Annotated in this window: 23 protein-coding genes; 5 read left to right on the top strand and 18 right to left on the bottom strand. The window is 50.9% G+C overall.

Annotation, left to right across the window (positions count from 1 at the left end):
- Positions 1–2 precede the first annotated feature (2 nt).
- The gene (prfB, locus tag HMPREF1141_RS09815) at positions 3–1,130 is read right to left on the bottom strand and encodes a peptide chain release factor 2 (RefSeq protein ID WP_009063670.1); all 1,128 of its coding nucleotides are present in this window, start codon (positions 1,128–1,130) and stop codon (positions 3–5) included.
- Between the two features lie 249 nt (positions 1,131–1,379).
- Here prfB and HMPREF1141_RS09810 point away from each other — a divergent pair, with 249 nt between their 5' ends.
- From HMPREF1141_RS09810 to rpsR, 5 genes are all read left to right on the top strand, one after another.
- Positions 1,380–2,474, top strand: coding sequence for an RING finger protein (locus HMPREF1141_RS09810; RefSeq protein WP_009064047.1), 1,095 nt, complete (start codon positions 1,380–1,382; stop codon positions 2,472–2,474).
- 213 nt (positions 2,475–2,687) lie between these two features.
- Positions 2,688–3,563 carry a UTP--glucose-1-phosphate uridylyltransferase gene (locus HMPREF1141_RS09805; protein ID WP_009064336.1) on the top strand — a complete coding sequence of 292 codons (876 nt, stop codon included), beginning with the start codon at positions 2,688–2,690 and terminating at the stop codon, positions 3,561–3,563.
- A 230-nt stretch (positions 3,564–3,793) separates the two neighbouring features.
- Positions 3,794–4,150, top strand: coding sequence for a 30S ribosomal protein S6 (gene rpsF / locus HMPREF1141_RS09800; protein ID WP_009063597.1), 357 nt, complete (start codon positions 3,794–3,796; stop codon positions 4,148–4,150).
- Positions 4,151–4,155: 5 nt separating this feature from the next.
- A complete protein-coding gene (gene ssb, locus HMPREF1141_RS09795; protein ID WP_009063460.1) occupies positions 4,156–4,611 on the top strand; it encodes a single-stranded DNA-binding protein in 456 nt (151 codons plus the stop codon).
- A 52-nt stretch (positions 4,612–4,663) separates the two neighbouring features.
- The gene (gene rpsR / locus HMPREF1141_RS09790; protein ID WP_009064239.1) at positions 4,664–4,924 is read left to right on the top strand and encodes a 30S ribosomal protein S18; all 261 of its coding nucleotides are present in this window, start codon (positions 4,664–4,666) and stop codon (positions 4,922–4,924) included.
- A gap of 159 nt (positions 4,925–5,083) precedes the next feature.
- Here rpsR and HMPREF1141_RS09785 read toward each other — a convergent pair whose 3' ends face one another.
- The 17 genes from HMPREF1141_RS09785 to HMPREF1141_RS09705 all read right to left on the bottom strand — a co-directional run bounded on the left by HMPREF1141_RS09785 (position 5,084) and on the right by HMPREF1141_RS09705 (position 20,396).
- On the bottom strand, positions 5,084–5,569 hold the full coding sequence (locus tag HMPREF1141_RS09785) for a chemotaxis protein CheD (RefSeq protein ID WP_035316888.1): 486 nt from the start codon (positions 5,567–5,569) through the stop codon (positions 5,084–5,086).
- Positions 5,566–6,183 carry a chemotaxis protein CheC gene (locus HMPREF1141_RS09780; RefSeq protein ID WP_009064325.1) on the bottom strand — a complete coding sequence of 206 codons (618 nt, stop codon included), beginning with the start codon at positions 6,181–6,183 and terminating at the stop codon, positions 5,566–5,568. The genes HMPREF1141_RS09785 and HMPREF1141_RS09780 overlap by 4 nt, the downstream gene beginning before the upstream one ends.
- Positions 6,184–6,261: 78 nt before the next feature.
- The gene (locus HMPREF1141_RS09775) at positions 6,262–8,052 is read right to left on the bottom strand and encodes a FapA family protein (protein ID WP_009064099.1); all 1,791 of its coding nucleotides are present in this window, start codon (positions 8,050–8,052) and stop codon (positions 6,262–6,264) included.
- A gap of 126 nt (positions 8,053–8,178) precedes the next feature.
- Complete coding sequence (locus HMPREF1141_RS09770) at positions 8,179–8,883, bottom strand: flagellar hook-basal body protein (RefSeq protein ID WP_009063930.1); 705 nt, start codon at positions 8,881–8,883, stop codon at positions 8,179–8,181.
- A 75-nt stretch (positions 8,884–8,958) separates the two neighbouring features.
- Positions 8,959–9,699 carry a flagellar hook-basal body complex protein gene (locus HMPREF1141_RS09765; protein WP_009063859.1) on the bottom strand — a complete coding sequence of 247 codons (741 nt, stop codon included), beginning with the start codon at positions 9,697–9,699 and terminating at the stop codon, positions 8,959–8,961.
- 14 nt (positions 9,700–9,713) lie between these two features.
- A complete protein-coding gene (locus tag HMPREF1141_RS09760; protein WP_009064210.1) occupies positions 9,714–10,484 on the bottom strand; it encodes a FliA/WhiG family RNA polymerase sigma factor in 771 nt (256 codons plus the stop codon).
- A gap of 50 nt (positions 10,485–10,534) precedes the next feature.
- Positions 10,535–12,610, bottom strand: coding sequence for a flagellar biosynthesis protein FlhA (gene flhA / locus HMPREF1141_RS09755; RefSeq protein ID WP_009063754.1), 2,076 nt, complete (start codon positions 12,608–12,610; stop codon positions 10,535–10,537).
- Positions 12,594–13,679, bottom strand: coding sequence for a flagellar biosynthesis protein FlhB (gene flhB, locus HMPREF1141_RS09750; protein WP_035316886.1), 1,086 nt, complete (start codon positions 13,677–13,679; stop codon positions 12,594–12,596). Before flhB ends, flhA begins: the two co-directional genes overlap by 17 nt.
- Positions 13,680–13,724: 45 nt before the next feature.
- Positions 13,725–14,501, bottom strand: coding sequence for a flagellar biosynthetic protein FliR (locus HMPREF1141_RS09745; protein ID WP_009063970.1), 777 nt, complete (start codon positions 14,499–14,501; stop codon positions 13,725–13,727).
- A gap of 47 nt (positions 14,502–14,548) precedes the next feature.
- Positions 14,549–14,815, bottom strand: coding sequence for a flagellar biosynthesis protein FliQ (gene fliQ / locus HMPREF1141_RS09740; protein WP_009063977.1), 267 nt, complete (start codon positions 14,813–14,815; stop codon positions 14,549–14,551).
- 36 nt (positions 14,816–14,851) lie between these two features.
- Positions 14,852–15,643: a flagellar type III secretion system pore protein FliP gene (gene fliP / locus HMPREF1141_RS09735; protein WP_347475937.1), complete on the bottom strand. Its 792-nt coding sequence runs from the start codon at positions 15,641–15,643 to the stop codon at positions 14,852–14,854.
- Positions 15,573–15,989 carry a flagellar biosynthetic protein FliO gene (locus tag HMPREF1141_RS09730; RefSeq protein ID WP_009063996.1) on the bottom strand — a complete coding sequence of 139 codons (417 nt, stop codon included), beginning with the start codon at positions 15,987–15,989 and terminating at the stop codon, positions 15,573–15,575. The genes fliP and HMPREF1141_RS09730 overlap by 71 nt, the downstream gene beginning before the upstream one ends.
- Positions 15,990–16,013: 24 nt before the next feature.
- Positions 16,014–16,376, bottom strand: coding sequence for a response regulator (locus HMPREF1141_RS09725; protein ID WP_009063593.1), 363 nt, complete (start codon positions 16,374–16,376; stop codon positions 16,014–16,016).
- A gap of 34 nt (positions 16,377–16,410) precedes the next feature.
- Positions 16,411–17,661: a flagellar motor switch phosphatase FliY gene (gene fliY, locus HMPREF1141_RS09720; RefSeq protein ID WP_081488004.1), complete on the bottom strand. Its 1,251-nt coding sequence runs from the start codon at positions 17,659–17,661 to the stop codon at positions 16,411–16,413.
- 24 nt (positions 17,662–17,685) lie between these two features.
- A complete protein-coding gene (fliM, locus tag HMPREF1141_RS09715) occupies positions 17,686–18,684 on the bottom strand; it encodes a flagellar motor switch protein FliM (RefSeq protein ID WP_009063959.1) in 999 nt (332 codons plus the stop codon).
- A 129-nt stretch (positions 18,685–18,813) separates the two neighbouring features.
- Positions 18,814–19,014 carry a flagellar FlbD family protein gene (locus HMPREF1141_RS09710; protein WP_009063706.1) on the bottom strand — a complete coding sequence of 67 codons (201 nt, stop codon included), beginning with the start codon at positions 19,012–19,014 and terminating at the stop codon, positions 18,814–18,816.
- A gap of 74 nt (positions 19,015–19,088) precedes the next feature.
- Complete coding sequence (locus tag HMPREF1141_RS09705; protein WP_009063457.1) at positions 19,089–20,396, bottom strand: flagellar hook-basal body complex protein; 1,308 nt, start codon at positions 20,394–20,396, stop codon at positions 19,089–19,091.
- Positions 20,397–20,407 lie beyond the last annotated feature (11 nt).

The following is a 20,407-nucleotide window of genomic DNA, read 5'->3' as shown; positions in this document are numbered from 1 at the left end:
GTTTACTCGATGTTTTCTCCCAATGTGCCAAGATTCTGCGCCTTGAGATATGCGTTGATAAAGCCATCCAGATCGCCGTCCATCACGGCGGAGATATTGCCCATTTCAAAGCCGGTGCGGTGATCCTTCGCCAGCGTATAGGGCATGAAAACATAAGAGCGGATCTGGCTGCCCCAGGCAATTTCCTTCTGATCGCCCTTAATATCCTCAATCTTTTCCAAATGCTCGCGTTCTTTGATCTCAACGAGCTTTGAAATCAGCATTTTCATCGCGACATCGCGGTTCTGGTACTGGCTGCGCTCCACCTGGCAGGAAACAACGATGCCGGTGGGCTTATGCGTCAGACGCACGGCCGAGGAGGTCTTGTTGACCTTCTGTCCGCCCGCGCCGCTCGCGCGGTATACCTGCATTTCAATATCATCGGGGCTGATCTCCACAGAGGTATCGCTGTCGATTTCCGGCATGACCTCAAGCGAAGCGAAAGAAGTATGGCGGCGGCCCGACGCATCAAAGGGAGACACGCGCACCAAACGGTGAACACCCGCCTCACTCTTTAAAAAGCCGTATGCGTTTATGCCTTCAATTAAAATGGAAGCACTCTTCAAGCCGGCTTCTTCCCCATCCAGATAATCCAGCGTTTTGACCTGAAAGCCATGGCGCTCCGCCCAGCGGCAGTACATGCGGTACAGCATCGAGGCCCAGTCCTGCGCCTCTGTTCCGCCCGCGCCCGCGTGAAAGGTTAAGATCGCGTTCTTGGCGTCGTATTCCCCCTTGAGCAGGGTCGTCAGGCGAATCGCTTCCAGCTCCGTCTGTATTTTCTGGTATTCCTGCTGTGCCTCCGGCAGCAAAGAGAGATCCTCGGCTTCATCCGCCAGCTCTACCAGAGCCAGCGCATCCTCCAGAGAAGAACACAGTTTTTCATAATTAGCGATTTTATTCTTCAGCATGCTGGAACGCTGAAGGATTTTCTGGGAACGCTCCATGTCGTCCCAAAAACCAGGCATCGCGGCCCGCTCGTCCAGCTGCGAAATCTCTTCCTTCATGCCCTGCAGCCCAAGCGCATCCGCCAGGTCGTTAATGTCCGGCCTGAGCTTTTCCAGCGCCAGCCTTAATTCCTCAAATTGCAGCATCCGTACCATCCTTCTATCACAAATCAAAGTTTTGTTTCTGCACAATAATAAAATATTATAAGTTATTTTTGGTCAAATGTAAAGAAAAACCATCTTTCTGCCCCTGGTCAGTCTGTGAACGTACTGAAAACTTATGCAAGAAATGATTGCAGTTTCCGGCAGAATTAGGTACAATAATTGTATTAAGGATATAAAGATCCTCTCGCCGGGGATGGATCACCGGCGATCTATTACAGGAGGCTTTCAAGCATGAAGTATACTGGCATCAAATGCCCGGTCTGCGGCATTCCCTTTCAGGCTGACGATGACATTGTTGTCTGCCCGGATTGCGGGGCGCCTTACCATCGGCACTGTTATGAAAAAGAGGGCAAATGCCTGTTTTCAGATACGCACAATACCGGAACATACTGGACTCCCCCCGCGGAGGATTCTGCCGCCCCTAAAAAGGATTCAGAGATTGTATGCCCGGTTTGCGGCAGAAATAATCCGTCGGACGCGCTGTTCTGCAGCCGGTGCGGTTCTTCTCTGAACCGGTCGGACACGGCTTCGCCGTCTCACCAGGGTCAGGTGCCCTTCCGGAATGATCCGCCTGGCTACCAGAATCCATACCAGAATTCGGGGTATCAGAATCCGGGCAGCCCCATCCCGCCCAATGCGCCTTTCGACCCCGCGCAGGGCGATTCGCCGTACCAGAGTGCGCCGAACCCCTTTTCGCCCATTACCATCCGGGCCGACGAACCGATCGAGGACGACATCACTGCCGGGGAAATCGCGAAATTTGTTCAGAACAATTCCTCTTATTTTCTTTCGGTTTTCTTCCATAAAAAGAGGACAAACCGTGGGCATTTCAGTTTTTCGGCCTTTTTGTTCTCAGGCGGATGGATGCTGTACCGCAAAATGTATCGGATCGGCACGATCATTACCGCGTGGATGGCCGCTCTGTTTGTCATCAGCACATTTGTGTCCCTGAACTATTCCTCTCCCCTGCTGATGAAGCTGTATGAGCAGGCGGGAGTGAGCACCAGCGTATACCCTTCTTATGAAGAGCTGATGAAAGTCACTGAGCTTGTATACCTGCTTGACCCGGGCAGCATTATCCTGCTGTTCACCCCTCTGCTTACGCTTTTGATTCAGGCTGGTATTATGATGTACTGCGGTTTTGCAGGCAACCGTTTGTATTACCGGCACTGTGTGGAAGGTATCCGCAAGCTGAAAACAGAATACCCTATAGCAGCCGAGTACGACAAAGCGCTGCAGGAAAACGGCGGCGTGAATGTTTCGCTGGCTTTATGCCTTCTCATCTGCTATTCTATTATTATTTATCTTCCGAATTTCTTTGTATAAGAACCTCGAACGGGGATATGTCGTTATTTTGAGGGTAAAATGATTAGCCATTTCATTCTCGTTATAACAACCTCACGCCGTGAATGGCAACAAGTTGCCGACGGCTGAGAGAACCTTGAAACTCGAAGAGGGAAATACCCGCTACCTATTTTAGATGCGGGTTATCTAATTCTAAAATTATTCTATTCATTATAACCGGTAGGAGGGAATTCTGTGAAAATAACGAAGGCTGTCATCCCCGCCGCGGGGCTTGGCACACGTGTTCTTCCTGTCTCAAAGTCCATGCCGAAAGAAATGCTGCCCATTGTGGATAAGCCGGCAATCCAGTATATTGTGGAGGAAGCCGTTCATTCCGGCATTACCGATATTTTGATCATTACCAATCGCGGCAAAGGGCTGATTGAAGACCATTTTGACCGCGCTCCGGAGCTGGAGGCCCATCTGGCGAAGGGCGGCGCTAATAAAGAAGCTGTCCTCAACAGTATTGTGGAGATTTCCCGTTTGGCCAATATTTATTTTGTACGCCAGAAGGAAACCCGCGGCCTTGGGCACGCGGTAAACTGTGCGCGCTCCTTTATTGGGAACGAACCGTTTGCCGTACTTTACGGTGACGACGTGATCATCGGAAAAGACCCGGCCTGCGGCCAGCTGATCCGCGCCTATGAGGAATTCGGCAAGGGCGTGCTGGGGGTAAACGAGGTATCACCCGAGGTGATCGGCCGATACAGCTCGCTGAAGGTGGAACCGGTTCGCGACCGCCTGTTCCGCTGCACCGACATGATTGAAAAGCCCTCGCCCGATAAGGTGTTTTCGTACTACTCCATTCTGGGGCGCTGCGTGCTGCCGCCGGAGATTTTCGATATTCTTGACCGTACCCCGCCCGGAAGCGGCGGAGAAATCCAGCTGACCGACGCCATGCGCGTGCTGGCCCAAACCGTGGGGATGACCGCGGTGGAGTTCACCGGCAAACGCTACGATATGGGCAATAAGCTCGGCATTCTGCAGGCTACGGTGGAAGTGGCGCTGGAGCATCCGGAGGTTGGAGAAGGCTTTCGCAAGTATATCAAGGAAATTGCAGATACTTTATAAAAAGCGGGATATGCCATCGCTTGAGAATAATCGCTTGATTTTCTCTGATTCACGTTATTTGAAAGAATCACTTTTCCAGTAAATTCTTGCGGAGCGAAAAAATAGCTTGACTCCCCTTAACCTCGCTGATATAATTAATCTGTTAGGCCTGCCCCAACCGGGCAGCGCTTTTCATAATCCTTGCTCCAGCGTCCTGCTGGGGCCAAAGTCCAGAAGGAGGTGCAATTAAAATGCCAGATGTAAAAAATTCTTACGAAACCGTATTCATTCTGTCTACAACACAGGGTGAAGAGGCAGTTCAGACAAATGTTCAGAAGTTTAAGACTCTGATCGAAAAGAATGCTGTGATCGACTCTGTGGACGAGTGGGGCAAACGCCGTTTTGCGTATCCCATTGAGAAGCAGACCGAGGGTTACTACACCCTGATCAGCTTCACCAGCGCTCCCGACTTCATCGCGGAACTGGATCGTATCTACAAGATCACCGACGGAGTTCTTCGTTCTCTCATTGTCAAAAAAGAAGTAAAGAAAGAAAAGCCGAAAAAGGCTGTTGAAGTCCAGAAAACTGAAACTGCTGAAAGAGAGTGATCGATATGCTCAACGTGGCTGTATTAATGGGCAGGCTGGTTGCTGACCCTGAGCTTCGTCACACTACCAGTGACATTGCCGTCACCAGCTTCACGATTGCGGTGGATCGGTCTTATGTTAAGTCCGGCGCGGAGCGTCAGGCGGATTTTATCGATATCGTCGCATGGCGTTCTACCGCGGAGTTTGTATGCAAGTACTTCCGCAAGGGACAGTTAATTGCAGTTCAGGGCTCGATTCAAACCCGCAGCTATCAGGACAAGGACGGAAACAAGCGCAAGGCTTTTGAAATCGTGGCGGATAACGTGCATTTTGCGGAGTCCAAACGCGAAGGTGGAGCTCCGAGCCCCGGATATGGCTCTTACAGCCGTTCCGATGCGCCGATGCCCTCTGCCCCCGCCTACACCAGCGGAAACACAGGTGATTTTGAGGAAATCCCGACAGACGACGATCTGCCGTTCTGATTTTCTCACGTATTTACTTTATTTTTTGAATTGAGAAAAGGAGGCTTTTGGCATGGCTGATAGAAACGATCGGCCCGAGCGCGACAATCGTCGCGGCGGACGTAAGGGACGCAAAAAGGTTTGCAGTTTTTGCGTAGAAAAGATCGACACCATCGATTATAAGGATGTAGCGAAGCTGCGCCGCTTTATTTCAGAGCGTGCAAAGATTCTGCCCCGCAGAGTCACCGGCACCTGCGCACATCATCAGCGTGAACTGACCGTTGCGATCAAACGCTCCCGTCATATCGCTTTGCTGCCCTTCAGCAGCGACTGATCTGAAAAGATACAGATTGAGGAAACGGATCTTCCGTTTCCTCTTTTTTGTTGCCCGCATGAGAAGTCATGCAATCATTTGAAATGGAATTTGATTAGGAAAAAAGCTTTCTTTAAAATCCGCGTTACAGGATTTTATAGAAAGCTTTTTTCGCCGGGATCAATACACCTTCACGCCATTCGCAAAGGATTTGATTGTCATCACGCCGTCATCCGTTGTAAAATATAAAGTTCTGCCGTAGTTCAGGCCGGTGTCCTGCGCTTTGATGGGAATCTTCTCATAGGCCAGCATGGCACGAACAGCCATTACATTCCTCTGGCCGATATTGCCGAAGGCCGAGTCCCCCGAAACCTCGAACATCTTGGCGCCCCCGGCGATTTTGGCCGTGAGCTGGGCGCGAGAAGCGCCCAGCCGTTCCATTTCCCGAAGCATTTCAGTGATACAGGTATCAGCAAACCGATATTTGTTTTCTTTCGGGTTTCCCGCAGGGTATTTGGGAAGCATAATGTGACCCAGACCGCCAACCTTGCGCAGAGGATCGTACAGGCAAATACCCACACAGGAACCTAACGCATATGTGACAAGCTGCTCACCACCCTTCACTACTTTCATATCGGAAATGCCGATGGTTATCATATTGCTCATAATTGGATCCCTAATTTCTGCATTAATCTATCCAGCGATTCCATGCTCGGAATCAGCATCATATTGGAGGTAATATCATCCGCAGAGCTGAGAAAATCCTCTTGAATGAAGATGATTTTATCCGAAACGGTGCGCATTTCAATGGCAGGCACACTCAGCAGGGCGCCGACCATATCTACCGCAATGGCCGGAACGGAGGATTTGATGGACATTTGGGACAAGGTGCTGATGGACCCGAGATACGCCGAAATCATAATATTGCCGATCTCGGAAATAGCGGAAAGCTGCATCTCGGTAAGAGCGGCATAGCTGACCTGCTTTTCGCCGAGCAGGCTTTCCAGCACGGCCCCCGCAAAGGACTGTCCGACGATAAACATCATCAGCCCGTCAATTTCCCCCGAAATCTTTGTCAGAATCCCGACGACCGGGTTTTCCGGGCCGCCAAGAGCGGTGGCCGCGTCGCTGATATCCAGAATCCGCACCTTGGGCACAGACATGTTGACTTCTGCGTTCAGCATTTGAGAGAGCGATGTAGCTGCATTTCCAGCGCCGATATTTCCGATTTCTCTTAGTACGTCCAGATGTATTTCATTTAATTCGTCAATGCTCAACATAAAATTCCAACTCCTTTCGCCGCCTCAGGAACGCTGTGCTACCCTGGAAGCGGAATCTGTTTTTCATGGGTTTAATGTTTAATGTTTAATGGTATCCGGCGTATCAGTCGGCGTCGCAGGCCGCCACTCAATCTTGCCATATGTAAGATAAAATTTTGCGCAGCTTGTTTCTTTGATCACATTATAGGTATAACCGGCAATCTCCATCTTCACCCCCGGGTATACCATGCCTTTGGCAATGATGGAATAGCTCAGGAAGGAATTTAAAGAAGCTTCTGACTGCTGATGCTGCTCTTCCAGCTCTTCAATCTTTTTGGAGAACTGAATACGCTTCTTTTCAGCCGCTTTGTTCACCTGCTCAAATTTTGTGCCGTCATCTTCCGGGTGCTGCTGGATAAACTGCTGATGCAGCCGCTCGAACTGATCTTCAAATTCGCGCATTTCCCGGCGGGCATTGTCCAACTCATGGAGCAGAACCTCGGGGTTCTTCAGCTTTTTTGAGCTTTCCGTTAAAAGAGCATTCAGTTCCCGGGATTCAATTCGCACTTTGGTGACACTTCCGGATGGATTCCCAACGTTTTTTGCATAAACACCGCAACCCACCGTACATTCACCGCCGGCTAACGTTGCGATATCCTTATTCAGAATCAGCGATCCGCCGGCACGAACAACGCTGTTCATGATAATGCTGGCATAGATTTCGTGCTGTGCATCCAGAATCGCATTCTCAAAGAATTTGCCGGAGATATTGCCGCCGGCCTTCAGGCTACCTCTTCCCCCGCCGTTCATTCCCTGGGAAATCACGATGTTCCCGCCGGCCTCGAGGTGTGCGTGCTCCACAATTCCGCGAACCGTGATATCGCCTCCAGCGCTGACAGAAAATCCGCTCTTTACGTCGCCCTGGATCAGAACCGAGCACTTGGCGGAAACGTTACCGGAATCCCTGCCAACATCGCCCTTGACAATAAAAATTTCATTGACGTTGATCGCATTCGGCAGCATTTCAATCGTGCCGTCCACCATAGAAATCAGTGTTTGTCCATCCTCAGAAGCCTGCGTATTCACACCAATGGGCAAAACAGGTACCGCCCCTTTGTGATAAGGCACAACCTTGCCGAAAACATCCATACCGTCGCTTCCCGGGTTTGGCAGTATCAACGCGCAAAGAGAATCTCCCTTTGAAATGTTTTTGACCAGCCCAAGCTCCCGGTAATCCAAGGAACCGTCTTTCCGCTGGATAGGGCGGAGCACTTTATCGGTTTCAAAATAATATTCGATGCGGCCGTCGCTCTCGTCCAGCACCTGCTTTCCGACCGCGCACACCAGAGACTGCATAAAATTAGCCTGTTTGCAATACTCGCGAATCTCCTCCTCCAGAATCCCGTAAGAAATCTTTTTCCTTTCTAAGAACGCCAGAATTTCTTCGGGGGTTACCTTCTGGTTCAGGGAATGAAGTGTGACCTCTAAAACAGCGCGCATGCCGTTTGAAGAAACCTTCAAATCGAGGATCGGAGGTTCGGAGGACTCCTCCGCGGACGGGTCACTCTTTGTTGGCACCTCTCCCTGTGCTTTTTGTTCCGGAACCTGGTTTTCCTGTTTTTCCGGTTCCATGCCGAGAAGCTGCTCCAGCTCCCTGATGTGATCCAGCGCGGTCATCTCTTTCGGTTCAGAGGGCTGCTCCGATTCTGCCGCCTGTTCCGACTCCGCGGCCTGTTCCGGTTCTGCCGTCTGTTCCGGTTCGGAAGCCGGTATGGCTTCGTCAGGGTCCTCGGGCTGTTCTGTCATGCCCTCCGTGGATCGAACCGCATCCTGATCTGTCTTCTCTTTCTTGTTCCAAAACTTTGCCAAACTCTTGGGAAACACAATCATCACCCTTTTCTGACAGTATATAGTAATGCCACTTTAAAAAGCAGTTGATTTCTTCCCCCGTTTTCGATGAGGGAAGAAATTGCCGTTCTTATGGAAAACTGCTTTCAAAGTGAATTGACTATAAAATCACCTCAGACTGTTGACAGTCTGCATAATTTCGTCCGAAATCTGCACCATTTTGGAGTTGAGCTGGAAAGCACGCTGCGTTTCCAGTATTGTCGCCATTTCATCCGGCAGGCTCACGGAGGAGTTTTCCAGGTATCCCTGCCGCACCTCTGCGTCCCTTACCGCCTGAGCCTGGCCGGAGGCTTCTGTCTCTACAAAATAAGTTCCGGCCTCTCTCTGCAGGCCGTCACAATTGGAGAAGGTGAACACCCCCACCGGGGCCGCCGCACTCTCGTCCGTCACCTGAATCGGCTGCCCGTTCGCTCCCAGTACATAGCCGCCGTCGGAAGACACCAGGTAATTGGCGTTCCCCTGCATGGAAAGATGGAAATTACCGTTGCGCGTGTACTTTACCGTATCCCCGGAGCGAATGGCGAAAAACTGATACGCCTCCGGCAGAGCATAGTCGAGGGAACGTGAGGTGTTTTCCAGCGCACTGGCGGCAAAGAGGGTATCTGTCTTTGCGAGCTTCGTCCCGTGACCGGAAACGAGGTCAGAATCCGTTCCTTCAGCCGCATGGATATTGGTATACACCAGATCGGCAAAGGCGCCCTTCTGCGCCTGAAAGCCGGTGGTGGAAACATTTGCAATATTGTTGGCCGTTACATCCATTCCCTTCTGCATCTGAATGGTGCCGGTGGCCGCCGTATAAAATGAATTGATCATGGGTACCTCTCCCCTTTTCCGAATAAACCCGTTTCTCATTTCGCATCGAAAGCGCTGCTTTCGATGAAACCGATCTTATATCTTGCCGATCTCCGTCACGGTGCGGGATAAAATCTGATCGTACATTTTCAGCGCCTGCGTGCAGGTCTGAAGCCCTCTTTGAATTGCAATGGCGTCGGTCATTTCCTGAGCGGCGTCTACATTCGAGCCTTCTACATATTTCCACTTGAGCTGAGGGAACTGCATCTGCTGAGCGCCTCCCGCTGCGGTAAAGGATTCCTGCCCGGCAGATTTCAGGTCATTGTAATCCGCAAACTGATAAACAGCCAAAGACCCAACCTGAGTGCCGCCAACACTGATATTCCCCTGCGCGTCCGCATCAAACTGGTCTGTTCCCACGCGGATCGGGCCGTTTGCGCCCATGACGCGGCCGCCAAGGTCTTGGCTGACAAGGTAGCCCTCTTCATCCACATTAAAGCTGCCGTTGCGGGTATATACCAATCCGTTGTCCTTCTGAACCGCGAAGAAGCCTTCGCCCGTAATCGCGAAATCCAGCGTGCGGCCGGTTTCCTTCAGGCTCCCTTCGGAATGAATCACATTCGTCTGATCCGCCGCAGTCATCATGCTCATTTCACCGATCGGCACATCGCCCTGATTGTTCAGGCGGTGAATCACCAGGTTGCCGAAGGTAGAAGAGGTCACAATGTTCCTTTTATATCCGGCCGTCTCTACGTTGGCAATGTTATTACTGACCGCCGTCAGCTTTCTGGACTGGGTCAGCATCCCGGAACTCAGTGTGTAAAACCCTCTCTCCATAGGAATCGTCTCCTTTACGAATTGTATTCCGTCAAAAATCGCTTGAGCTTTTTTAATCCGTTTGAGTGAATCTGCGATACGCGGGAGTCGCTGATTCCCATGACCGCCGAGATTTCTTTGATCTTCATCTGTTCCTTATAATAAAGCGAAATGACCATTTTCTCTTTTTCATTGAGCTTCTCAATGTATTCCGCCAGAACAACCTGCAGCTCTTTTTCGGCTACAACCTGCTCGGGCCCCTGAATGGAATCGTTGGATACGCTGAACCGCACATCTTCCACGCCTTTTTCGTAGATCATCTCTTCAAAAGAAAGCATGGAGAGCGCACAGGTTTCGGCCTGCATTTTCTGGTACTCCTCAACGGAAACGTTCAGATGCTCCGCCATTTCGCTTTCTGTGGGATAACGGCCCAGCTCATAGCTGAGCGTGTTTTCCGCATCGCTGATGTTCTTGGCGATCCGTTTCAGGCGCCGAGGAAAGCAATCCTGCTTGCGTATGTAATCGATCATCGCGCCGCGCACCTTAATGGAGGCGTAGGTTTCGAATTTGACCTTTTTTTCCGGGTCGAATTTTTCCACCGCGTCCAGCAGGGCAATCAGTCCCTCATTGACCAGATCATCCATATAAGTGAAATGCTGGTAGGCTCCCACTGTTTTCAGGGCAATGCATTTGACGATATACCCATAGCGGATGACAAGCGTATTGCGGACATCTTCCTCTTTATTTTGAAGGTATTCTTCCCACAGGTCTTCCGTCGTTTTCTGCTTCGTGATTACTCGTTCCATCCAGCTGTTTCACCTCCTTGATCGGGTTCGATCGTCTGATAAACACCGGTTTACGGCTCTAGAGTAATATTCGCCACGGCCTGTATCTGCACGTCGGAATTCAGTTCACTGAAAGAAAGCACCACCGCGCCGGGATAAAACTGCTCGAGCAGCTTGCTGAAATAAATGCGCACCACCGGCGAGGTCAGGATGATCGGCACATTGATAACGGCCTTGACCTTCTTGATGCTGTCAAGCAGCTTCGTAATAATCGTCTGCGTTGTCTGGGGATCCATCGACAGATACGAGCCCTGATCGTTGCGGTTGATGGAATTTGCGATGACGCGCTCCACCTCGCTGTCCAGCGTAATGACGCGGATCTGACCGCCGTCGGACCATTTGCGGGTGATGGTTCTCTTCAGGGCCTGACGCACATATTCGGTTAGAACCTCTGTTTCGCGCACGGTAGCGGCATAATCAGAAAGCGTGCTGAGGATCGTTTCCATGTCGCGGATTGGCACACCCTCTTTGAGCAGGGCGCACAGCACCTTCTGCAGGCGGCTGTAAGACACCAGATTCGGAACCACGTCGTCCACCAGAGCGGAATCGGCCTTCTTCGCGGATTCCAGAAGCTGAATGGCATCCTGACGAGTGAGAACCTCGTAGGCATGCTTGCGGATCGTTTCCGACAGATGGGTAACGACAACGGAAAGGGGATCGATTACCGTGTAGCCGTAAATCTCCGCCAGTTCCTTTTTGTCGGTAGTGATCCACTTGCTCGGGATTCCATAAGCGGGCTCAATGGTCTCTATGCCGTCGATCGTGCCGGTCAGGTTGCCGGGGTCCAGCGCCAGGTAGTAGTCAATGAGAACCTCACCCTCGCTGACGACCTCCCCTTTGACTTTGATCACATACTGATTGGGATTGAGCATCCCGTTATCCCGCAGGCGCACCGCCGGGATCACCATGCCCATCTCAACGGCAAACTGCTTGCGGAACGTGACCAGACGGTCGATAAAGCTGCTGCCGCTGTTTTCATCGACCAGCGGAATAATACTGTACCCGAACTCCATCTCGATCAGGTCGATCTGCAGCAGACCGTATATGTTATCAATATTCTTGTAATAAGCGGTTTCATCTTCCACTTCAGCACCAACTGCCGCACCGGGCCCTGCGCCTGCCACAGCCAGCGCCTGCTCCTGTTCCGTCTGTCGGGCGTGTCTGAGAAGCACGATCCCAAGAGTGATCATGGTGCCGGCGACCAGCAGAATCTGGAGCTTCGGCATTCCGGGAATCAGGCAGAGAAAGGAGATCGCGACACCGGAAATCAACAGAACCAAAGGCTGCGATGAGAACTGGCGGGCCACGTCCACGCTCAGGCTGGAATCGGACGCCGCGCGGGTGACGATCATACCGGTAGCGGTAGAGATCAGAAGTGCGGGAAGCTGAGAGACCAGGCCCTCACCGACGGTGGCGATCGTGTAGGTCGTCAGCACCGTGCCGAAATCCTGCCCGCCCTGCACCATACCGATAATGGTGCCGCCCAGAAAGTTGATAAGCGTAATGACGATGGACGCAATCGCATCGCCCTTGACGAACTTGGTGGCACCATCCATGGCGCCGTAGAATTCCGCCTCGCGCTGAATGTCGTTGCGGCGGGTCAGAGCGACTTCCTCCGAAATCAGGCCGGAGCTTAAATCCGCGTCGATCGCCATCTGCTTGCCGGGCATTGCATCCAATTTAAAACGGGCCGAAACTTCGGAAACGCGTTCCGCGCCCTTCGTGATGACGAGGAAATTGACCAGAACGATGATCAGAAAGATAATAAAGCCAATGACGATATTACCGCCCAGAACAAACGTGCCGAACGTGGAAATCACCTGCCCGGCATGGCCGGATTCCCTCAGGATCAGACGCGTGGAGGAAATGTTCAGCGAAAGCCGGAACAGCGTCGTAATGAGAAGCATGGACGGAAAAACCGAAAACTGCAGCGAGTTTTTCACGTACATGGTCATCAGCAAAATCAGAATCGACAAGGTAATGTTCAGAATGAACATCATGTCCAAAAAGAATGTGGGAAGAGGTATGATGATAAAAGCGATAATAATGATAACAAAAACTGTTATAACGTTATTTAGAACCTTCAATATCTGCTGAACCTCTTTTCATGGAATACACCCAAGCCATAATTTCTGCCAGAACCACATAATATTCCGCCGGGATGGGCCGGTCTACCTCTACCTCTCGGTACAGTGCCTGAGCCAGGGGCTTATTTTCCGTCATGGGGATATGGTGTTTTTCGGCGATCTCGATAATGCGCAGCGCCGAATAGTCCTGCCCCTTTGCCACCACCACCGGGGCGGCGTCTTTCTCTATGTCATAGCGGAGGGCAACGGCAAAATGCGTTGGGTTTCTGACAATCACATCCGCCATGGGAACCTGCTGCATCATGCGCTGCATCGACATTTTTCTGCGGCGCTCGCGCTGCTGGCTCTTGACGAACGGGTCGCCCTCCATCTGCTTGTATTCTTCTTTCAAATCCTGTTTTGACATGCGGATATTCCGCTCGTATTCCCACCACTGGTACAGGTAATCCAGCGCGGAGATCGCGATAAACGCGACGCAGAGCTTTAAAACAATGCTCATGATGTTGCGCAGAATAAACAGAACTCCCTGGTAGACATCCGCAAACATCAGCTTTGTAAAATCATTCGAAATGCTCAGAAGCGAGGTGTACAGCAAATAGAGCATAATCGCGATTTTGATGATGGATTTAAACAGCTCCACCACAGAGCGAAGGGAAAAAATACGTTTGAGCCCCTGCAGCGGGCTGATATTGGAGAATTTGAACTTGATCTTTTCTTTCGAGAATTTCAGCTTCGTCTGTATGCCGGTACCGATAATCGCCGCCGCAATAGAGGCGAGCATGATCGGCCCCGCCAGAGAAAATATAGCCACAGTGCAGTCCTTGGCAATATCGATGACCGTGGCCTGCGTCATCCTGTCCATCGAAGAGGTGTAGGAAAAATAGCGGGTCAGAAACTGCTGCATGAATTCGTAGGAGTGCGGCAGGGTCGCGCGCAGAATCATAAAAATGACCAGCAGGCTCAGAGCGCTGACAATGTCTGTGCTTTGAAAGATATTACCCTTTTTTCGTTCGTCTTCCCGTTTTTTCGGGGTCGCCTTTTCGGTTTTACTGCTGTCCGGCACTGTCATCCCCCCTTTTGCACCGCTTTCAGAATCAGCGGGAATGGCGCCACGCTACATCAGCATCCGGTAAACCCCGCCGATCTGATCAAACATCAGGTCGATCATCCTTTCAAGGAAGGACGCCAAAGGCCCGGCCATCAGAAAGAGAATCCCAAAACCCAGAAGTACCTTGATCTGTATATTGATCATGAAAATGTTCAGCCGGGGCACGGCCTTCATGACCAGACCAACCGCAAATTCCGTAATCAGCTGCGACGCCATGATCGGCAGCGACATTTTCACCGCGTAGATCAGGATCAGGCGGAACAGCTCCACCAGATGGGAAAAAATCTGCCGATCGATGGCGAGCTCCCCATATGGAACCATGACACAGAGCTGCACAAACACCTGAATGAGCGTTCGATGAGCACCAGTTGCAAAAAAGAGGAGAAAGAACATCGCGTTGATGAAGGAGCCGGAGATCGGCATGGAAACGTTGCTCTGCGGATCGTAAATCTTCGACATGGAGATACCGATCTGCATGTCCATATTTTCACCGCTGATCAGAATCACCGATAAAAACATCTGAATGATAAAGCCGATCAGAAAGCCCAGCAGCAATTCGCGCAGCATGGTGACAAAAAAGATGAGAAAGCTCGGGAGCACCACCGTCCGCACTGGAACAAGCTGATAGGAAAACAGTGACAACATGAGCGTCAGGCCCACCCGGATCACCACCGGGATGCTGGTTCGCCCAAAAATCGGGCTGAATACCACACAGCCCGTCATACGCATAAAAATCAGGAGCAAAAGAGTTACGTTGTAATTGAGAGTGACAAGATCTAACATTCCGAACCCTTTCTGCTCCTTTTTTGGACTTGTTGATCAAACAGTCCCTAATTCAGGCTTGCGATCAAGCTGAAAATGTAAGTAACAAAATCGCTCATGACCTCCATCATCCACGGCCCCAGCAGAATCAGCACCACGGCGATGATCAAGAGCTTCGGAACAAACGAGAGCGTCTGCTCGTGAATCTGCGTCGCCGCCTGAAGCACCGCTATCACAAGGCCGATCAGCACGCTGGAAACCAGAATCGGCAGCGCAAGCTTCATGGTGGCGAGAATCGCCGCCTGAAATACCCCGATAATCTCAGATGTCGTCATGAAATAAAAATCCTTCCGAATAGTGTGGCGCCAACGCTACATGTTAAAGCTGGCGACCAGAGTCTTGAACAGCAGGCCCCAGCCATCTACCAGCACGAACAGCAGCAGCTTGAACGGCAGAGAAATGATAGCAGGCGGCAGCATGATCATACCCATGGACATCAGCGTGCTGGAAACCACCATGTCGATGATCAAAAACGGGATAAAGATCAGAAAACCGATCAGGAAAGCCCGGCGCAGCTCGCTGGTCATAAACGCGGGAATCACCACCGTAAGGGGCGCTTCCTCTGCGGACTTGATTTCCGTTTTGGAAAGGTTCAAAAACAGATTCAAATCATCCTTCTTGGTCTGCTTGAGCATAAATTCCTTCATCGGTACAGCTGCCCTCTGAACAAACTGCTCCTGCGTGATCTGCTCTTCTTTATACGGCTGGTAAGCGTCCTCATTGATCTGCGTGAGCACCGGCGACATGATGAACAGCGACAGGAACAGGGCCATCCCGATCAGCACCTGATTCGGGGGCGTTTGCTGCAAGCCCAGCGCATTGCGCAGAAATGACAGCACGATGATGATCCGCGTAAAACACGTCGTCATGATCAGAATGGACGGTGCGAGAGCCAGAATCAAAAACATCTGGATCATCTCGAGCGTATCTACCCCGTTGCCGTTGATCTGGATTCCGGTGGAGGCGGCGGACGCCTGAATCGGGAGAAAAGCCATCAGCACCAGCGAGAGCAGCGCCGTTACCAGAATTTTTTTACGGCTCTTCGTCTTCACTGTTTTGGCCTCTACCTTTTCTTTTTCCGGCTTCGGCTCCCCTGAACTCATCAAACGATTTCACGCTCCATCCGTTTTTTCTGGCCTGCTGAAACAGATTCACAAAGCTGGCCGCCGGCCTGCTTTCTTCCTCCGGCTTCAGCTCATCGGCCGAAAGCTCCTGCAAAATTTCAATACTCTGGCTGGAAAAGCCGATTAAGTAATACTTACCGCAGATCTGCGCCAGGGCCAGTCCTTTGTCCTGCGACAAAGGAACCTTTTCCAGAATTTTAATATTCTGGGAATTGGAAAATGTATTGATCTTCTTTGCGGCATACTTGCTGAACGCATAGCAGCCAAACAGAATGATCGCTATGCCAAACAGAGAGAACAGCAAAGAGAAAAAGTCGTCACCCATGCGCTCTCCCCCTTTGAATATGCATCAGCCTAAAATGCTGTTAACTGTCTTCATGATACGGTCCGGCTTAAAGGGCTTCACAATAAAATCCTTTGCGCCGAGCTTGAGTGCGTCCACAACCATGGTTTCCTGGCCCATCGCCGAACACATAACCACCCTGGCGCTGCTGTCCATCTCGCGGAGGCGGCGGAGCGCCTCCAGACCGTCCATCACCGGCATGGTGATGTCCATCAGAACCAAATCCGGCTTTTCAGCCGCGTAAGTTGCGAGAGCCTGCTCGCCGTTGCCGGCCTCCACAATTTCGGTGTAGCCGTTCTTCTGCAAGGTGTCTTTAATCATCATCCGCATAAATGCAGCATCATCCACCAGCATAATTTTCTTTCCCATGATCGTTCCTCCTATAAGATGAAATCCTTATTCTTTATTTTAAAGCATTGATAATATCAACATTACTTGATATTTCAGTAATACGGACTCCGTAGTAATCATCCACAACAACAACGTCGCCCTTGGCAATCCGCTGACCATTCACAAAAATATCCACCTGTGAACCGGCCTGTTTGTCCAGCTCCAGGATCGTACCGGCGGTAAAATCGAGGATTTCTTTGATTTTACGCTTGGTACTGCCGATTTCTACCGTTACCTCAAGCGGTACCGACAGAATCATGTTCAGGTTATTGGATTGATCGGTGGTCAATACTGTTTCCTGCTCGTCGAAGTTCTGATACGACGCGCTCTGGATCTCGTATGACGGGCTCTCGGGCTGGCGCATATTTCCGCCGCGGATGACAGGCGTGGGCTGCATCGGCGATGCCATGGGAACAGGCGGTGCACTGTACGCCGCGGCCGGAACACCGTAGGCCGTTTGCACAAAGCCTGCCTGCGGATCGGGATGATACGCGGCCGGAGCTGCATAAGCCGGCTGAGCCGGATACGGCGCCGGAGCGGGTACTGCTGCCGGAGGAGGCGTGGATGCCACAGGAGCCGCAGCTGCCGGGGCCGGCGCCGCAGGAGGCGCTGACTGAACCGGTGCAGACTCAGGTGTATTTTCCAAAGAGGAACTGCCGAACCCAAAGCTGGAAATTAAATCCTTTGCCAAGCCAAGGCTCATAATACTGATGAATTCACTATTTGTCAACTCTCCGATCATCAAATTGAAATGAATTGTGACAATCGGCTCGTCGTCGTTAAAATATTTCTTCTTGAACTGCTCGGGATTCTCTATTTTAAAAGAATCCGGCGGCGATATGTTAATCGGGCGGTTCAAAAGCTGCGAGAGCGCAGTGGACGAAGCGCCCATCATTTGATTCATAACTTCGCAGATCGCACCAAGGCTCATTTCGTCCAGGACAAAATCTTCCTCAGAGTATTCTGTCTGCAGCAGCAGCCCGACAATAATGCGAACGTCCGATTCTTTGAGAACCATCACATTCGTTCCGTCCAAACCGCTGACATAATTGATTTCGACTGCCACGGCGGGCTCAAGGCCCTTGAACTCAAATTCCTGCGCTGTGACGATGGTTACCCGGGGTGTGGTAATATTCACGCGCTGATCCAGCAAAGTAGAAACTGTAGTGGCAGACGACCCCAGGCTGATATTCATGATTTCGCCAATGCTGTCAATTTCCATTGGCGACATCAGTTCCTCGTGATTAGACCCGTTAGGCTCCATAGAAATCACCTTTCCATTCGAAAATTATAAGATTTGATCGATTTTCACCGCGTATTTTTTCTTTTTGGTTCCGATCATCCCGGTAAACCATGGAAGATCTTCCACACATACCGTGATCCGGTTTTCTTCAAGCGGTGTATTCAGGGTGATCACGTCCCCAATCTGAAGACCTAAAAAGTCCTTCAGAGTGATTTGCGTTTTTCCAAGCACGGCCGAGACATAAAGCGGCGATGCTTTCAGGCCTTTCATGATGATCTCTTTGCGTTCCTGCTCCACCTCAGGGTCATCCTTACGCGGAATTTTGATATATTTGGAGTTAAAGACTTTAAAAATCTCCTCCAGCGAAGCGGCCGGCAGACATATATTCATATTCCCTTTTAAATTATCCTCCAGCGTGATCTCAATGACCACGATGGCAACGGATTCATCGGGCTGTATCGACTGCATTAAGCGCGAATTTGTTTCGATCATATCGAGCGTATGATCAATTTCGATATAATTGGACCAGCAATTTTTCATCATAGTGAGCATCTGCTTAAACAGGTACTCCATGAGCGCAAGCTCAATATCGGTATAATCTCGGTCTACGTTGTATCCGGAGCCGTTGCCGCCCAGCATACGGTCAATAATGGAAAACGAAATCGGGCGGGACAGCTCCATCAAAATCTGTTTTCCGTCGATGCGATGCTCTTGATTGTGCATTCCGATCATTGCGACCAAAACGGAATCGTTGAGCGCATTGTTGAATTCCTTGTAGTCCTCTTCCTCTACCTGCAAAATTTCCATCTGGCACGAGATACGAAGCATACTGGCCAGCTGCAGGCTGAACATTCGCGCAAAGTTATCAAAAATATTATCCAATAACTTCAGCTGCTCCCGAGAGAACTTTTTGGGCGACATAAAGTCATATTCTTTTACTTTCGGGCCGTTTGATTGGGTTTCTACATCTTTAAAATCGACATTTCCACTTTGCAAACTGCCCAGCAACTCGTCGATCTGCTGCTGCGACAATATTTCCGCCATAGTACCACCAATCCCTCGTCAAGTTAAAATCTGCGGTATAAAAACAAGTCCTGACCCTCGCGAAACACCCGAGGACAGCTCCGGAGGATCCGGACGGCTTCCCACAGGGAAGCCTGGGCATGTGCCGCACTACAAAGTGCGAATGACATTCTGGAAAATCTTTCGATTGTAAACAATGACCTTTTGAACGATTTCTTCCGGCTTTTCTTTCACAAGAAAATATTTTCCGGTCGTCGTCGTCACTTTTGTTTCCGGAATCAGTTCAATGGTTTCGATCAGATTGCTGTTGAGCACAAACGCTACGCCATTCATATTCGTCAGCTCTACCATAATGCACATCCCTCTTTGATATGGGACCACCGTTCCTGAACCGACCCCGGCTCAGGAACGGCAGCCGCTTTTAATTATCGTTTCAGGTTGACCAGTGTTTCCAGCATTTCATCACTGACGGTAATCATTTTGGAGTTGGCCTGGAATCCTCTTTGGGTCATGATCATATCAGAGAATTCATTTGCCAGGTCTACGTTGGACATCTCAAGACCGCCGCTTCTCAGCACGCCGGTGTTGCTCTCGCCCGGTGTGGTGTAGGTAATCACGCCGGTGTTGTTGACCGCCTTGTAATAGGAGTTTCCTTCGTGCTGCAGGGCGTCGGGGTTCGGAACGTTCGCAATGGCAATTTTACCGATGATTTGGATGGTACCGTCAACGTCCTCACCCGTGATCGTGCCGTCCATACCAACAGCGATATTCTTCATTTCGCCCTTGTTATTAATGATTTTTTTCAGGGCTGCCGAACCGGAGCCGCTCCCCTCGAAAGTCGCCTCCTCCGCAATTTTGCCGGTGGTGGCTTTGATTACATCATCCTTAGTGGAGGCATCAGCAGCGCCGTCTACTTTAATTTGGGTGAGCTTCAGCACGTCAGCCCACTGGAGGTCTGTGGTGCCATCGGCCTGTTTCAGAGCATTGCCATTGGAATCCTTAATAGCAAAACCCAAGCCGGTGCTGGTTTCGCCAGTGACCTGCCAAGTGCCCGTCTGCAGCATATTCTGAAGCTTTTCTTTAGTCATATTTGTAGTCTGCAAAGTGACGGTAATGGTTTTTTGGGTAGGATCCAGCTCCACTCCCTCTGTTGCAGACGCACCGCCATCCACAACCTTAAAGGTGTAGCCTTCAATATAGCTCGTGTTTTTTCCGTCAATTGTATAGCTGCCATTCTTCGTGCTGTCGGTAGAGGAGATAAAGTCGAAGTCGACTTTCGCACCACCCACGGAAACCGTGCTTTTCAGCTTGTCTACCGAATAGCCGCACACAAAGTTGCCGTTGCCGTCAGTCAGGTTGCCGTCGCCATCAAAGCCGAAGGTACCCACCTGCGTCAGGTGCTCGTTGCCGTTGCCGTCCTGCACGACGAAATAGCCCTCGCCGTCGATGTACAAATCCATCGAGTTGCCGGTAGCCGCATAGCCGGTACGGGTATTCAGGATATCCACCGACGCGACCGAGGTGCCGTAACCGACCTGGGAGGCGTTGCTGCCGCTTCGGGTGCCGCTGGCGGAAGTGGAAGAGGAAATGGTCTGATAGTACACGTCGCGGAAGGTGGTGCGGGAAGATTTAAAGCCATAAGTATTGACGTTGGCAATGTTATTGCCGATGACGTCCATTTTGGTCTGATGGGATTTCAGACCGGTAACACCGGAAAAAAGTGATCTCAGCATAATATAATCTC

It is taken from the genome of Clostridium sp. MSTE9, from assembly GCF_000277625.1.
GTDB classification, from domain to species: domain Bacteria; phylum Bacillota; class Clostridia; order Oscillospirales; family Acutalibacteraceae; genus Faecalispora; species Faecalispora jeddahensis.
Note: the sequence above shows the minus strand (reverse complement) of the source record. Positions and strands in the feature narration are given on the sequence as shown.